This window comes from Pseudoalteromonas sp. NEC-BIFX-2020_015, assembly GCF_012952265.1.
Taxonomy (GTDB): Bacteria; Pseudomonadota; Gammaproteobacteria; order Enterobacterales; family Alteromonadaceae; genus Pseudoalteromonas; species Pseudoalteromonas neustonica.
In genome coordinates, this window is sequence record NZ_JABCJL010000004.1 from 35431 (window position 1) to 50033 (window position 14603).

Consider the following 14603-nt stretch of genomic DNA (forward strand, 5'->3'; position numbering starts at 1 on the left):
GCATCTTGAGGTGGTTTAGGTAGATAATACCAATCTGCATAAATATTTGAACAATTTAACGAATTAAATCACGCTATAACGTCGTTAAAAATTTTTTATTTAGAACAACTAGATATAAAAATTTCTGCCTAGGTATAGCGCAATTTTCTTGTCGTTAAATAGACCCCATATCTACGCAGATTGGTATAAATGTTAGTTAAGTGATTTATAGATGGTATCGCCCACCCCAATGAGTTTCTCATTTTTAAATACAAGCGCAGTGCACTCATCTTTGGTCATTTTACCGTCAGAGTGAATGCTGTGAGTGGCGTAAAATAACACCTGATACACATCATCATTCTTTTTTAACAGCTCAGAGAAGTTAGGCGTTTTAAGTTTACTTAAAACAGATTGATAACTGCTATCTAAATCAATATTTGCAATAGCCTCTCGATTATATTTGTGGTGCTTTTCCCAGCTAGATGTATCACTGCCTGCCCAATGTGTTTCTGCTTCACCATCTGATACTGCAATAACGCATCCAGTTAAAAATGGTATTGTAAGTGCTGCGATTAAAAGTGTTTTTTTCATTATATTTGCCCTGATGCTAAGTACGGTATTTATTATTGAATATTTAGCAAATAGCTGGCCAAGTTTTTAGCTTGTTTAAAATCAGTGTGTTAGGTTTTTTGAAACCATATACGATGTGTGAATAGCATATGGCTTGGTATTTATAACTAATAATTAGTCTATTAGACCAGTCTATTTCGGCTCTCACCTTGGCTAAATGCACTGATATTCAAGCTTATCTGTTTAACTAGGCGAATGATTGACTCTTCACTGGCCCATGCAATATGAGGGGTTAAAATTAAGTTATGGCCTTGATAACCTGCTAGCGGGTTAGTGTCAGTGGCAGGCTCCTTCGTTAACACATCAACCCCAGCTGCGGCAATTTGATTCTCAGCGAGTGCATGGGCTAAGTCAGCTTCATTTACAATACCGCCTCTGGCTGTATTAATTAAAATAGCACAGGGCTTCATCATACTTAGCTCTTCTGCGCTAATTAGATCTCGGCTTTCATCAGTTAAAGGGCAATGTACGCTAATAATATCAGCGCTTTTTATTGCTTGATAAAATTCAGTGCGGCCTTGCCTAACGGGATGGTTTTTACGCTCAGCAAGAATGACGTGTGCGCCAAATGCATTGGCTACAGTTGCAACGGCTTTACCTAATGAACCATAACCAATAATCGCTAATGTTTTACCCGCAATTTCGTTAAAACTATAATCAAGACGGCAAAACATTTGGCTTTGCTGCCACTGCCCCTGTTGGCAATCATTAATATAGCGATGTGTATTACCGAGCAAGTTAGTAATTAATGCAAAAGTGTGTTGAACAACGCTAGGTGTAGAATATCCAGCTACATTGGCGACTGCAATGCCAAGCTCTTTCGCTGCGATTAAGTCGACATTATTTGTGCCAGTTGCTGCAACGCAAATAAGTTTAACTGCGGGGAGTTGTGCGAGCGTCTCGCGATTAAGTACAACTTTATTAGTGATCAACACATCGGCATTTAGGCTATGAGTAATAACTTGCTCAGTGCTCGTTAGAGGGTAGCTTTTAAACTTACCAAGCTCTTGAAAAGGCTTAAGTGAAGTGCCTGCTAAAGTATCGCTATCGAGTAGAGTGATATTCATACTATTTCCTTTAAAATAAAAATTATAAATACTTGACCTTAGTGTGTGCTCTAAGGTTTATAGTAAGTAAAAGTTGATAAAAAATTCATTGGAGACGATGATGAAAATAGGCGAATTTGCAAGCCAGTTAGGTGTCTCAACAGATACATTAAGGTACTACGAAAAGCATGCTTTGTTAACGGCTACATCGCGGACACAATCTGGGTATCGTGATTATAGCCAGTCAGACTTAAAACAAATGAAGTTTATTTTACGCGCAAAGAATGTCGGTTTTAGTTTGTCAGAAATTAAAGAGTTACTGCAAATTAAATTTCATAAACAGCAGCATTCATGCCACGAAGTTAAAAATTTAACCTTACAAAAGCGAGATCTTGTTGCAGTGCGCATTGCTGAATTAACGCGCTTTCATCAGTCATTATCTGTTTTAGCTGACAAATGCTGTGGCGGTGAAGAGCCCGCAGATAACTGCTCTATATTAACTACTTTGGAGGATATCGATGGACTTACTCAATAATTTTTGGCAGCTATTTTTATTATCTGCACCTTGGTTAATGCTTGGTTTGCTGATCGCTGGCATGCTTAATGTTTATTTACCTGTTAACTTTCTTAACAAGCATTTGGGGAAAGAAGGTTTCTGGACCACGGTTAAAGCCGCACTGATTGGTGCGCCAATGCCTTTATGTTCATGTGGTGTTATCCCTGCTGCCATAGGGTTAAGACGTGCGGGCGCGTCAAAAAGCGCAACAACTGCATTTTTAGTCTCAACGCCAGAAACTGGGGTTGACTCGGTATCTGTATCATACGTTTTATTGGGCCCATTTATGGCCGTTATTCGTCCAATTGCAGCAATTTGTAGTGCAATCGTTGCAGGTGTTTTAGTTGGGCGAGATACAAAGGATGAGCAACCAATTGATCTAAAAAGTGATGAGGGCTTAGCGGGGAAACCAAGTTGTTGCTCAAAGAAACAACCTGAACCGACAGTAAAACCTAGCTGTTGCTCATCAAGTACAGATTCAATAAAGGTAGAAAGTGAGACATGTTGCGCACCAAGCGCAGAGACAGCCAAACAAATTAATGAACCAAGTTGTTGTGATACGACAGACACGGTGACTGATACGCAATGGGAAAAGTTTAAACAAGCAGTAAGCTTTAGTTGTAATAAGTTGCTATCAGATACAATGAAATGGCTCATGATTGGTTTATTTTTTGCGGCATTGGTTCAAACTTTCGTACCTGAGTCATTTTTAACTCAGTGGGGGAGTGGTATTTTGGCAATGCTAGTGGTGATATTGATTAGTATTCCAATGTATATTTGTGCCACTGCCTCAACCCCTATTGCGGCTGGATTATTATTAAGTGGTGTTGCACCAGGGGCAGTTTTGGTCTTTATGTTGGCGGGCCCTGCAACAAACATAGCTACTCTTGGCGTTGTAGCAAACGAACTTGGTAGGCGAGCTGTTGCAGCCTATTTAACAGGGGTAATAGGCGTTGCATTACTGTTTGGCTTTTTAACTGATTACCTTGTTGCTGAATTTGGTTTTGTAGTTACGCCATTGCTAGGTGAGGAGCATCAGGTATTGCCGCATTGGTTAACTTTGCTCAGTGGGGTCATTTTACTGATACTAATGGTACGTTTAGTAGTCAAATCTGCTATTGGTAAATATGGAACTACTGGTAAGAGCATTGCATAGCCAATTGTTATTAAAGGGTTTTGATGATTTTGTTTAACATCAATAGATGACTAAGTTAATGACTTAGTTCGCATTTTCAATTGGCTGAGTTATAATCGTCAACAGAATATAAACGGTACGCTATTGCGTGCCGTTTTTTTAACTTTAAAGATGCACAAATGAGTGAGCTCGTGGATAAGTACGCCGATATAAGACCCTACAATGATGATGAAGTGGCCGCATCAGTGGCACGCTTAATTGATGATAATGCGTTTGTTGATGTGTTAGCTAAATATAATCTGCCGCGATTTTTATCTACATTCTCGATTGTTTCTCGTGCGCTTGTTAGGCGTCAATTACGTAAAAAATGGGGAGCTATATCCACTGTTGAGGAAGTTCAACAAGAAGTATCTAGATATTTAGCAATGTTAGTTAAGCGGACAACGTCAGAGGTAACATTTTCTGGACTTGATAAACTAGACCCAAAACAAGCTTATTTATTTATTTCAAATCATCGCGATATTGTATTGGACCCAGCGTTAGTTAATTGGGGGTTATTTAGCTATAAGATGAAAACAGTGCGTATTGCTATTGGCGATAACCTACTGCAAATCCCTTATATTACAGAGCTAATGCGCTTAAATAAGAGTTTTATTGTAAAGCGTTCTATTAAAGCCCCAAAAGAGATGTTTCGTGCTTTGTCACACCTTTCTGCTTATATTTATGATTCATTAATCGGTGGTAATTCAATTTGGATTGCACAAAAAGAAGGGCGTGCAAAAGATGGATTTGATCAAACAGACCCTGCATTGCTGAAAATGTTGCAATTACAGGGGCGGAAGCAGAAAAAAGAATTCTCTGAATATATTCGCGAATTAAAAATTGTACCTGTGTCTATCTCTTACCAATATGAGCCGTGCGCAATAGCCAAGGCTAAAGAGCTCTATCATAAGCTACATCATGGTAAATACACCAAATCAGCAGGTGAAGACATAGCGAGTATCGTTGAAGGGTTTAGTGCGGCCAAAGGGCGTGTGCATCTAGCATTTGGACAGCCGGTTGAAGATGGTTGCGACTCACCTGAGCAGCTAGCAAAGACAATCGATGAGCAAATCATTGATTCATTCTTTTTACACCCAGGAAATTATATTGCTGGTGGGTGTAAACAAGGCGTTATAGATAAAAAAGATGTCGCAGAGTTTGAGCAGCGTATGGCGTTAGTTCCTGAAGAATTAAAGTCATTAGTGTTGGCAATGTACGCAAAGCCTTTTGAGCGTAAAGCTGAGTTAAACAGTAGCGAAAGTTATAAATAAATTAAGTCTCTATCAAGTCGTTTAGATAAATTAAAGCCGTTTTTAGTAGACGGCTTTTTTTTCGTTTAAAAAACGGGCTATACTTAATTTAGTGTTTTTTATTAACTGTTAACCATGCAACAAATTGAAATATTTGATATTCCAAGTCCTTGTAAAGGTATATGCGAGGTAAATAACCGAGGCTATTGCAAAGGGTGTTATCGTAGCCGGGATGAACGGTTTACATGGAATACATTCACGAATGCGCAGAAGAGAAAAGTGATAAGCCTCTGCCAGCAGCGATATAAACGTTATCAGCAAAAAGTGTCAATGACGAATGATTCGATAATACCTAATCAGCAAACTGATTTTGATTTTTAATTAAGGTTGTACTTATTTTTTAGCAAGTGCACAGTGCCATTTTTATTTAGTTTATTTAATTGGGTTTCTAATTTTGGAATTAATGCTTGATGACGTGAATGTAAAAAATGAAAGCTTTTAATTGGGATTAATACTTCTTTGTGGAACTGATTTACATCAAAACTTGGGTGGGCAGTATCTAATAGGAAATCGAGTAAAATAGCCCCTTGAACTTTCTTTTGGGTAAGTAAGTTAAGCTGCGCAGTGACACTTTTTACACGTATAACATCGCCAATATATGGGTGTTGGTCAAGGTAGTTTTGCGCTGCAGGGTAACCAGATTGAATCGCGATATTAGCTATTTGCTCAAAGTTACATTGTTGACAATTTTTCAATAAAATCAAATCAAATTCAAATAATGGGACATTGACTAATCGTAAGTTTTTATATTTTTTATTGATACTTGCAACTCGACCTAGTTGGCCATCGAGCGTACCGTTATTTGCAGCTGCAAGCGAGCTCTGATGGTTGAAGTCTATAATATGCAGTTCGTAGCCAAGCTCTTTATATGCCATCGTCATTAACTCAATAACATAGCGTGCTTGCTGTGTATCGGCGGGTCGATTGAAAGTCATATATTTAGTTTCAGCCATACTACGGCAAGGGGAAAGTAATAGAATGAATATGAAAATCTGCAAGATATATTTAATCAACATGTCTCCAGGTGAGGACGAAAAAACGCCACTAATTTACGTTTAAATCCCTCAAAGAGCAAGGTTAGCTACTACTTTTTGCTCGTTTTAAATTATTATTTGATATACTAAGCTCACTTATATGGTTTGTAATAATAACGGGTAATTGATGTCATTTAACTTATGTTTACTCCCTAGAGAGCAAAAATATCAAATTCAATTAGACTATGAAGCATCGTTTTGGGCGTATCAAATAAAACGTGGAAAAAGCACTCGCGAACAAATATATAACACCATACATAGCCGCCCTGTTGCTGACCAAGTGTTTCTTAAGCAACAATTTGAGCAATATTTAGCAGTTATGCTGAGTTAACCATGGCATTTAGGTTTGAATGTTTAGATCCTGTAAAAACGCCTTTAGTAAATAAATTTTATGATTCAAATGGCGCGCGAGGACGAGCAAACAAACAAGATGCTGTGTGGGTTGCCTATGCTGACTTTGACATAATCGCAGCATGTAGAATTCAAAATCGCGGTGATCACTTATTTTTATCTACCTTATTAGTTACACCATCTTGGCGTGGTAAAGGGATTGCAAGACAGTTACTTAGCCAGATCATAAAAAGTCAACAGCAAGAAGTTTATACATTTGCATACCAAAGTTTAATTGATTTTTATCGGTCAATTGGGTTTAACTTTGTGTTAACATTGCCAGAGCCTTTAGCGACACTATTTTGTTTTTACCAGCAACGAAAAATAGTAGCAATGAGCATTAGGTCGAGTAATTATTTAAAATAAAACTTGGGGTTATGAATGAGCAAATGGTTTAAGGTTATGACTTTTTTTTTCTTAGCCATCAATATCGCTATTAGTCACTTAGCTGTTGCACAAGTAAAACGATTATCACCAAGTGAAGGGCTATCACAAAGTTACGTCAGTAACATGTTGATTGATAACAATGGATACCTTTGGCTGGCAACCGAAGGTGGGCTCAATCGTTATGATGGTTATCAAGTGCTGCACATTGCAGGTCCTAATGGGGAATTGGATGAAGCTGTCATTGATAGTATTTATCAAGATTCAAATGGTTATATTTGGATTTCATCCATTCTAGCTGGTTTGTTTCGCTATGATCCGAGTACCGACAGTTATCAACAGTTTTTATCAAAACCCATCACTGCACAAGAGATACTTAGTCAATCTGTTTTTAGCATGATTGCGGTTGATGATAAATCACTGTGGATGGGGCGAGGGTGGGATTTTGCTAGGTTAGATATTGCGAGTGGACAAATAGAAACGATTTTTGAACTACCAGAGCGCACTCGTAGCACTGTCATCCGAGAGTTACTCCATTACCAAGATTATATTTTTATCGCCACGAGTATTGGTGCGTATGTGTATCATATTCCAAGTGGTGAATACCGCCCACTAGAGCATCTAAGCGGTGACCCCGATCATGTATATCAAAACTATGTTAAGTCCTTTGCGTTAGGCGAGAGTGGCCGTTTATTGGTTGGGGCTGTTCGCGGTCTATATGAAGTAGATATTAGTGATTTACCAACCATGTTTGAACGTCCTGATATCCCTTTTAAAAATAAAACACTACTGGCTGATTTAAATATATGGAAAATTATTAATGAGAATTCATCAGTAGATCTAGGTACAGACAAAGGCTTATTTAAGTATGACTTAGCGAGCGGTGATTTATTTAAAAGCCATAGAATAAATGATAGCGATTACTCACTTTCTGACGCAAGTATTATCGATATAGTTAAAGATAGTAATGGTGCTATGTGGGTGGCAACAAAAAGTGATGGTGCATTTTATTTGCCATCAGATCATTACCATTTTAAGAATGTTAACAGCAATATTTTGAAAGGAGATGGCTTATCACACCCCTCTATTTGGGGAGTTGCTGAGTTTGAAAATAAAGTATGGTTAGCAACTAATAATGGTTTAACTGCGGTCGATTTAGAAACCTTGCAAGGGCAGGTGTTTTTGAAGGACTATCAGGTTGATTTGTTTACAACAGAGTTTAGCATCTACAAGGTTATGCCTTATAAAGGTAAGTTGTGGCTACACAGTAATCGAGGGGTATTTAGCTTTGATCCAAAAACATATGAAGTAACACCAGCAAAAAGTGCGCAACCTAGTAAACAACATTTAATTGATGGTTGGGTTCACGGAACAACACTAATGCCCAATGGTGATCTTTTTTACGTGCACTCAGATCATGGTATGTTTACCTTCAATTTAGATAGTCAGATTATTACGCCATTAGAAGGTGATTTTAATAGTTTTGAACCTTTCTTAGTTTATGGATTTTTACCACCATTATCAACAAAACCAGACGCGCCTTTATTTTATAATGCAGGTATTTTATACCACGTTGACCCGCAAACCTTTGCGTTATCAAAAATTTACTCAGTGCCAAAACAGCATGAAAATGTTGCTATCAATGTGATGTCATATATTGTTGATAACAATAATATATTGTGGATTTCATTTTCAAATTACGGCCTTATTGGATTAGATGCCAGTAACTATAAGCTGCTTTATACGATAGATCTTGATAAAAATAAATTAGGTACCTTGCTCTATGACATGGTGTTGGATGAGGCGGGAATGATTTGGATGAGTAGCCACAAAGGTATTTGGCGATTGAATCCACAGAATCAACATTTTCAGCAGTTCACAACATCAGAAGGACTCGTTTCAACTGAATTTAACAGTGGTGCATTTACACGTCTAAAAAGCGGTGAAATTGTTTATGGAACATTAAAAGGCTTTACTTACTTCTACCCGAATGAAAATTATCCACAGCATGGGCTAATTGATAAGGTCAATATTACTAATATCGATCTAATGTCTCGAGAGCTATCTGAAGATCTAAAACAGCCAATTAATCAGGTTATTTTAAATCATGATGATATCGGTCTTGAAGTCGCTTTTTCAGCCATGGCGTTTAATTACCAAGAGCGTATTGTTTATGAGTATCAGCTTTCTGATGGTCAAAAATCATATACACGAAATAATAATCGTGTACTTTTTCCAAAACTTAATCCTGGTGAGTATCAACTAAAAATCTGGGCTAAAGACCCTTTAACTGGAGATTATACTACGCCCGCAGTATTAGATATTATTGTGAAGTATCCACTGTGGCGAGCGCCTCACTTTATGGTTTTTTACGCGATAATTTTGTTTGCTTTAGCCGGTGCTTGGAATATGCGCCGTAATCGTATACAACAATTATTACTTGCTGCACATAGAGAAAGCCAAGAGAGTGAAGCGCGCTTAAAACTAGCGTTGGAGGGAAGTCATTCTGGTGTTTGGGATTGGCAGTCTACGAGCCCTATTATCTATCAACCACGGCTTAAAAATGAACTCGATTATGATATGGACGCTGTTAATTTAGACGATTATTTAGCAAAAATACATCCGCAGGATAAACAAACATTTCGGTTAGAGTGGCTAGAATTTCTTTCTACGGATAAAGGCTATTTTAATTGCACTTACCGTTTACGCCACAAAAATGGCGATTGGCGTTGGTATAAAGATTTTGGCAAAGTCGTTGCTTGGCAAGGCAGTACACCAATAAAGGTTGCGGGCACTTATACAAATATGACACGCGAATTAGTTTTTGAGGAGCACGCGCGACTATTTGGTGCTGCATTTGAGCAAACACGAGATTGGGTGTTTATTTTAGATAAAAACTTACGAATTTTAGCAACGAATAAAGCACTGCAAAATGCATTTAACTTTCCGTCAGAGTACCGTTCTAGTCGTTCGCTTAACTTAGGGCTAGCACGAACTGTGCGCGTGAATTACTTACGTATCATGAAAAAACAATTGGTTGGTGAGCATTATTCTGCAGAAGAAACAGTATATTTAGCAAGTGGTGAAGCACGCCAAGTACTCATAAAAATAAGCGCTGTTGCAGGAAGTGATCAGCGTTTAGAAAGCTATGTAATTATTTTGACAGATATTAATGCGCAGAAATTAGCTGAAAATGAATTGTTTTTATTGGCTAATTATGATGCTTTAACAGGTTTACCTAATCGCACATTATTTAACGACCGTGTTGAGCATGCGCTTGAACAGGCTAAATCTCATGATTGCAAAGTTGCATTACTAAATATAAATATTAAACGTTTTAAGTACTTTAATGACTCATTAGGGCATGGCGTAGCCGATGAAATTATAAAATCAGTAGCCTTACGATTAAAAGCCACAATACGTCCTCAAGACAGTATTGCACGCTTTAGTGGTGATGAATTTATGCTGCTAGTTGAAGATATCAATCAAGTAGAAGAGGTATTGTTAGTTTGCGCTAAACTGATGCAGTGCGTGAGTGAAAATATTGTCGCCAACGAACAAGCACTTAATGTTAGCCTTAGTATTGGAGTTGCTATTTACCCAGATGATGCCAGCAGTGATAAAAGCTTAATTAAAGCGGCTGACATCGCTCTTTACCACGCTAAAAAAAGCGTAGAAGGATGTTACCAATTCTACAAGCAAGAAATGAATGTTCATGTTCAAAAAGCCTTACATTTAGAGTCTCAGTTGACCAAAGCATATCAAGAACATGAATTTTGTAATCACTACCAAGCTATTGTAAATGCACATACCCAGCAGGTTGAGGGATTTGAAGTATTGCTTCGTTGGCCTGAGAATGATGAATATAAGACTCAAGAGTTTGCTTTAGCCGCTGAAGGGATAGGGTTAATCACTAAAATTATGTTACAAACTCTTGCGCGGGCTTTAATTGAACTAAAGCAATGGCGACGAATTTCACCGCAGCTATATATATCTATTAATTTATCTGCGTTGGATTTTGAGTATAAAAACTTGGTGAGCGAAATTCGTCAAGCCTTGATCACCGCAGGTGTACAACCTCAATCCGTTGTATTTGAGATCACTGAATCTGTGTTAATGCATGATTCATCGTATGCACAAGAAAGCATGCTTAAGCTTAAGCAGTTAGGCTGTAAGTTATATATGGATGACTTTGGTACTGGCTATGCCTCATTAACTTATTTAAAGCGCTTTCCAATTGATGTACTAAAAATCGATCGTAGCTTTGTTAATGATATAGGGGTGGATAGTGATGACGAAGCAATCATAGAGTCAACGCTTGCACTGGCTAAAAGTTTAGGAAAAGAATGTGTTGCTGAAGGGGTTGAAACACCAGAGCAATTAGCTTTTTTACGAAAGCTTGGATGTAATTTATTCCAAGGTTATTTATTTAGCAAGCCAGTCCCTGGCGATGAAGTTGCGATGTTATTAGAGCATGATTGGCGAGCGCTACTGGGTTAAAATAACGTACTTTAATCTTGGCGCTCACCACAATGGCGACAGTATAAGTGTTTTGAGCGAGAGCTAAGTTGAACTTTAATTGCTTTATTTGCTTCTTGTTTACTTAAACCTAATTTACAGCGTAGATTTTCTAGGTACTCTGCTTGGTCGTCATCAATTTGACCGTCATGTAGGCGCTCATGTACTGCATCGCTAAACATGATCCTACGTTTTCGTAGTTGTTCAGAAAAGCTTGACGCTAATAAGCCAGTAGGTATTGCTACCATGCCCATGCTTAGCAATGTGATTAGACCACCAAAAAAACGCCCTAGTGGAGTAACGGGCACCACATCGCCATAGCCAACGGTTGTCAGAGTAGCCATTGCCCACCACATAGCTGCGGGAATAGAGCCAAATTTATCAGGTTGAATATCATGTTCAATTAAGTAAATCCCACATGAAGCTAAAATGAGCACCACCGCCATAATAAAAAATGCAGCCATAAGTGAGCTGCTTTCATCACGAAATGATTGTAAAAGCAGCTGCATTGCTCTTGAGTAACGAGTGAGCTTAAAAACACGTAATAGTCTAAATACCCGCAAGAAGCGTAAATCGAAAGTAATAAAAAACATTAATAAGGTGGGTAGAATCGCTATAAGATCAATTAATGCCAATGGTGAAAATACATATTTAATACGGCGCTTTAAATTACTGCATTTCATGCTCGTGTATTCGATACGCTCAACACACGACCACACTCTTAATAAATACTCAATGCTAAAAATACTCACAGAGATCAGTTCTAGTAATAAAAACTCATGTTTATATTGCTGCGCTAGACTGATTACAGACTCAAGCACAATCGCAACCACATTTATCATGATCAATGATATTAGAAATACATCAATGTAATGACCCACTTTACGGTATTCACCGTTGCCTTCGAAAAATAGAGCTGTGCGTTTACGTAAATTATTCAAATTAAATCCGTGTGTTCAAAAATATTGTTGTTTCAGTTTTAGTTATTATATGCAAAAAATATACGACTATACGTTGTAATAATGATACGTTGTAATAATGGCAGCCCCTTTTAATTCCAACATAACCTCGCATCTTGAGGTGGTTTGGGTATACACATTATAAAACCTCTGAGCAGTATGTGATTATTTTTTGCTTAATATCAGTACTCGAAATATCAGGGGTTTGTGGTGCAAACATGACGTCAATATTATGCGCTTGTAATGCATTCGCAGCTTCATACCAGCGCTCACTGTTTTGCCATTGCCCACCAACAACTACTTTATTAATTCCCCATGCTTTTATCCACCTACAAGCGCTCTGGGTCTTTATAATTGGACTTGGTACTAAGGCCACATGATCCACGATCGCCAATGCGCTTACTATGGACATTCTTTCATGCTGGCTGATGATGGGAAATGTTTTTTTATTTTCAAAGCACAAGTCATCTGGCGCAACAGCAACAAATAGTTCACTGCCTTGAGCTTTAGCAAACTTTAAGTAATTTAAATGACCAATATGAAATAAGTCAAACACACCCAGGGCTAAGCAGCGTGTATTATGGTTACTTTTATTTTCTGAGTTTAGGGTCATGTCTGCATACTTTTGGCTTTATCGGTAAGTTTATTTATTAATATGTCGTGTTTATCAAAAAAAGAAAGTTGGTTTAATGTGTGCTCTAATTTTCCCCATTCGCTCATTAGGCATAATTTATAAAGTCTTGAATACACAAAGCACTGGGTTAATAACGAAAATGATCGAATGTTTTTTGCACATAAAATTGTATCAAAAAGTGGGTCGGGTGTTTGCCAATCTCCATAAAGTGCATTTAGCGTTAGTTCAGGTTGGGCTAGATGCCATACATTGCCATGGGGAGTTATTTTTTCGACTAAATTTATAGTTGGATACTCTGTAATTCTATTCCACTCAAAGGGAATATCACTCATCCAAAGCCCGCAAATAGTACGCTGACTGACGGTATCAACGCCAAAGCCACAAAGATCCATGGTCACTCCATCGGGGTGGGCAAAGCAGCGAGGGTTAATTAAATCATAGGATCGCATATGCTCATGCCAACCTTGGCTTTTTAAAAGTGTAATGGCTTGCTCCATTTGCCCCCAATCAACCCCAATATCAATGTCTTTATCAAAAGGCAGGATTGCGCCTTCGCGTATTATGCCTAGTAGGCTACCGGCGGTGGCAAAGGATTTAATATTTGCTTGACGAAAAAGAGCAAGGGTTTGCCATAGTAAGCTTTCATGTATTTCGGTATCGAATTCAACGTTTGGTTTTGGTTTATAACTATGATTAGGTGGCGTGTTTAACAGCACCTCTAGTGCATGGCGATATTGCTCAACTGCTTGGGGCAGCTCGCGTGCTTGTTGGTAGCACATGCCTAGCGTATGGCTAATCTCGCTTGATGTTGGGTGTGCCGCTAAGGAAGCTATCAATGATTCTATGTGATTTTTTGCTGTGCCTTCTATCAGTGCGATTTCGGCCAAATAACGATGTGCAATCAAACATGAGTTATCTTGGCTCAGTACATACTCAAACTGCCCCCGCGCTAATTGATATTGGTTTTGTTGGTATAACTCAACGGCCTTTATTAACTCGGCATGTATAGTACTCAATTGTTTATCTTCCGTAGGCATAAACTTAATTCACAGTCCTTTTACAATAGAACATGTTTTTAATAATGTATTGTTTTTAATGCTTAAAGGTAGAGTGCAGCTTGGGGCGATAATGACTCTATTAAAATCCAAATGGCGGCTGCAAGATGAAAAAATTCGTTCAATTTCTTTTGCTTTAAGTGGGCGTGGTGATAATAATTTATCCAATAGCCCTACAAATGTAATATCAGGAAAGCGAGTCAGTAAAGCCTTTATAGCTATAACATCATCACAATCATCAATTGATAGTAATGAGAACTTCTTACTATCAAGGAAATCAAAATAAATAGGTGCACTGCAATGATAATGAATAAGGTGGTGCTGGTGGGTTAATTGCGTTATACATTGTTCATCATATGGGGCTACGAGAGTTTTAAATTGCTCATAATTGCAAAATGCAGCGCTCGCATGAAAGCTGCAGTAGTAAATTCTAACATTTTTGATTAACAGTAAAGCGTCAATATATTGCGCTGTAATATCAGTTAATAAAGATAACATTTTTTTATAAGATGTGTGCTCTAATTGGGCTGCTGTTAATGTTCCCCCCAACATTGAATTTAAGTGATAAAGCGGAGAGTAAACCGTTGCAAAACATGCTTTATTGATACCGCTAGGGTGTTCGCTAACACGTTTGTGTGCTTCAATATTTATGAGTAACTGCGGGCAATCGTTTAATTTTTTAGGGCTTTTTTCATCATTTAATAAAGCTGATAAATTATAAACACAGCTGTTTTTTTCAACTGACCCCAAAGGGTTATGTTGAAAGTGTCGTTTAATGCCAAATGCACTGCATACACTATTACTATTACAGCTTAGTTTAATAAAGCAATGATCATGAATATCTTGATAGGCAATAACTGACTCAGCGAGTAAGTCAGCATCTAAGTCGATATTTGGCCAGTGCCTCCAAGTCGTTACTTTCAACTAAAGC

At 38.0% G+C, this 14603-nt stretch carries 14 protein-coding genes; 7 read left to right on the plus strand and 7 right to left on the minus strand.

Going from position 1 to position 14603, the window contains the following annotated elements; translation table 11 throughout:
* Positions 1-192: 192 nt before the first annotated feature.
* Together HH219_RS04230 and HH219_RS04235 are read right to left on the minus strand one after the other, a co-directional pair.
* Entirely contained in the window at positions 193-570 is a 378-nt protein-coding gene (locus HH219_RS04230) for a DUF3192 domain-containing protein (protein ID WP_054203118.1), read from the minus strand.
* Between the two features lie 161 nt (positions 571-731).
* Entirely contained in the window at positions 732-1676 is a 945-nt protein-coding gene (locus HH219_RS04235) for a D-2-hydroxyacid dehydrogenase (protein WP_169326730.1), read from the minus strand.
* A 100-nt stretch (positions 1677-1776) separates the two neighbouring features.
* Between HH219_RS04235 and zntR the strand changes: the two genes are divergently transcribed.
* The 4 genes from zntR (at position 1777) to HH219_RS04255 (ending at position 5019) form a co-directional block, all read left to right on the plus strand.
* The gene (zntR, locus tag HH219_RS04240; protein WP_082355674.1) at positions 1777-2190 is read left to right on the plus strand and encodes a Zn(2+)-responsive transcriptional regulator; all 414 of its coding nucleotides are present in this window, start codon (positions 1777-1779) and stop codon (positions 2188-2190) included.
* A complete protein-coding gene (locus tag HH219_RS04245; protein WP_169326731.1) occupies positions 2174-3367 on the plus strand; it encodes an SO_0444 family Cu/Zn efflux transporter in 1194 nt (397 codons plus the stop codon). The genes zntR and HH219_RS04245 overlap by 17 nt, the downstream gene beginning before the upstream one ends.
* A 158-nt stretch (positions 3368-3525) precedes the next feature.
* On the plus strand, positions 3526-4659 hold the full coding sequence (locus HH219_RS04250) for a 1-acyl-sn-glycerol-3-phosphate acyltransferase (protein ID WP_169326732.1): 1134 nt from the start codon (positions 3526-3528) through the stop codon (positions 4657-4659).
* Between the two features lie 114 nt (positions 4660-4773).
* Positions 4774-5019, plus strand: coding sequence for a DUF1289 domain-containing protein (locus tag HH219_RS04255; protein WP_082378982.1), 246 nt, complete (start codon positions 4774-4776; stop codon positions 5017-5019).
* On the opposite strand, the gene HH219_RS04260 is transcribed toward HH219_RS04255, so the two are convergent.
* Positions 5016-5633: a transporter substrate-binding domain-containing protein gene (locus tag HH219_RS04260; protein ID WP_249118447.1), complete on the minus strand. Its 618-nt coding sequence runs from the start codon at positions 5631-5633 to the stop codon at positions 5016-5018. The genes HH219_RS04255 and HH219_RS04260 overlap by 4 nt on opposite strands.
* Positions 5634-5859: 226 nt before the next feature.
* Here HH219_RS04260 and HH219_RS04265 point away from each other — a divergent pair, with 226 nt between their 5' ends.
* From HH219_RS04265 to HH219_RS04275, 3 genes are read left to right on the plus strand one after another with little or no spacing between them, the layout of a single operon-like run.
* Entirely contained in the window at positions 5860-6063 is a 204-nt protein-coding gene (locus tag HH219_RS04265) for a DUF3283 family protein (RefSeq protein ID WP_054203124.1), read from the plus strand.
* A 2-nt stretch (positions 6064-6065) separates the two neighbouring features.
* On the plus strand, positions 6066-6488 hold the full coding sequence (locus HH219_RS04270; protein ID WP_169326734.1) for a GNAT family N-acetyltransferase: 423 nt from the start codon (positions 6066-6068) through the stop codon (positions 6486-6488).
* Between the two features lie 36 nt (positions 6489-6524).
* The gene (locus HH219_RS04275) at positions 6525-11006 is read left to right on the plus strand and encodes an EAL domain-containing protein (RefSeq protein WP_249118448.1); all 4482 of its coding nucleotides are present in this window, start codon (positions 6525-6527) and stop codon (positions 11004-11006) included.
* A gap of 11 nt (positions 11007-11017) precedes the next feature.
* On the opposite strand, the gene HH219_RS04280 is transcribed toward HH219_RS04275, so the two are convergent.
* From HH219_RS04280 to HH219_RS04295, 4 genes are all read right to left on the minus strand, one after another.
* A complete protein-coding gene (locus tag HH219_RS04280) occupies positions 11018-11965 on the minus strand; it encodes an ion transporter (protein WP_054203127.1) in 948 nt (315 codons plus the stop codon).
* A 157-nt stretch (positions 11966-12122) separates the two neighbouring features.
* Positions 12123-12596, minus strand: a complete 474-nt coding sequence (locus tag HH219_RS04285; RefSeq protein ID WP_169326736.1) for an adenylyltransferase/cytidyltransferase family protein — start codon at positions 12594-12596, stop codon at positions 12123-12125.
* Positions 12593-13654 (minus strand): LicD family protein, encoded by a 1062-nt coding sequence (locus tag HH219_RS04290; RefSeq protein WP_054203129.1) that lies wholly within the window; start codon positions 13652-13654, stop codon positions 12593-12595. The genes HH219_RS04285 and HH219_RS04290 overlap by 4 nt, the downstream gene beginning before the upstream one ends.
* 9 nt (positions 13655-13663) lie before the next feature.
* Entirely contained in the window at positions 13664-14596 is a 933-nt protein-coding gene (locus HH219_RS04295; RefSeq protein WP_169326737.1) for a uroporphyrinogen decarboxylase family protein, read from the minus strand.
* Between the last annotated feature and the right edge of the window lie 7 nt (positions 14597-14603).

What these genes read in the sequence shown, in the direction of transcription:
- HH219_RS04285 (WP_169326736.1), bottom strand. Translation starts at nt 12,596, where the DNA reads ATGACCCTAAACTCAGAAAATAAAAGTAACCATAATACACGCTGCTTA.
- HH219_RS04270 (WP_169326734.1), top strand. Translation starts at nt 6,066, where the DNA reads ATGGCATTTAGGTTTGAATGTTTAGATCCTGTAAAAACGCCTTTAGTA.
- HH219_RS04255 (WP_082378982.1), top strand. Translation starts at nt 4,774, where the DNA reads ATGCAACAAATTGAAATATTTGATATTCCAAGTCCTTGTAAAGGTATA.
- HH219_RS04245 (WP_169326731.1), top strand. Translation starts at nt 2,174, where the DNA reads ATGGACTTACTCAATAATTTTTGGCAGCTATTTTTATTATCTGCACCT.
- HH219_RS04275 (WP_249118448.1), top strand. Translation starts at nt 6,525, where the DNA reads ATGACTTTTTTTTTCTTAGCCATCAATATCGCTATTAGTCACTTAGCT.
- HH219_RS04250 (WP_169326732.1), top strand. Translation starts at nt 3,526, where the DNA reads ATGAGTGAGCTCGTGGATAAGTACGCCGATATAAGACCCTACAATGAT.
- HH219_RS04290 (WP_054203129.1), bottom strand. Translation starts at nt 13,654, where the DNA reads ATGCCTACGGAAGATAAACAATTGAGTACTATACATGCCGAGTTAATA.
- HH219_RS04230 (WP_054203118.1), bottom strand. Translation starts at nt 570, where the DNA reads ATGAAAAAAACACTTTTAATCGCAGCACTTACAATACCATTTTTAACT.
- HH219_RS04265 (WP_054203124.1), top strand. Translation starts at nt 5,860, where the DNA reads ATGTCATTTAACTTATGTTTACTCCCTAGAGAGCAAAAATATCAAATT.
- HH219_RS04235 (WP_169326730.1), bottom strand. Translation starts at nt 1,676, where the DNA reads ATGAATATCACTCTACTCGATAGCGATACTTTAGCAGGCACTTCACTT.
- zntR (WP_082355674.1), top strand. Translation starts at nt 1,777, where the DNA reads ATGAAAATAGGCGAATTTGCAAGCCAGTTAGGTGTCTCAACAGATACA.
- HH219_RS04260 (WP_249118447.1), bottom strand. Translation starts at nt 5,633, where the DNA reads ATGACTTTCAATCGACCCGCCGATACACAGCAAGCACGCTATGTTATT.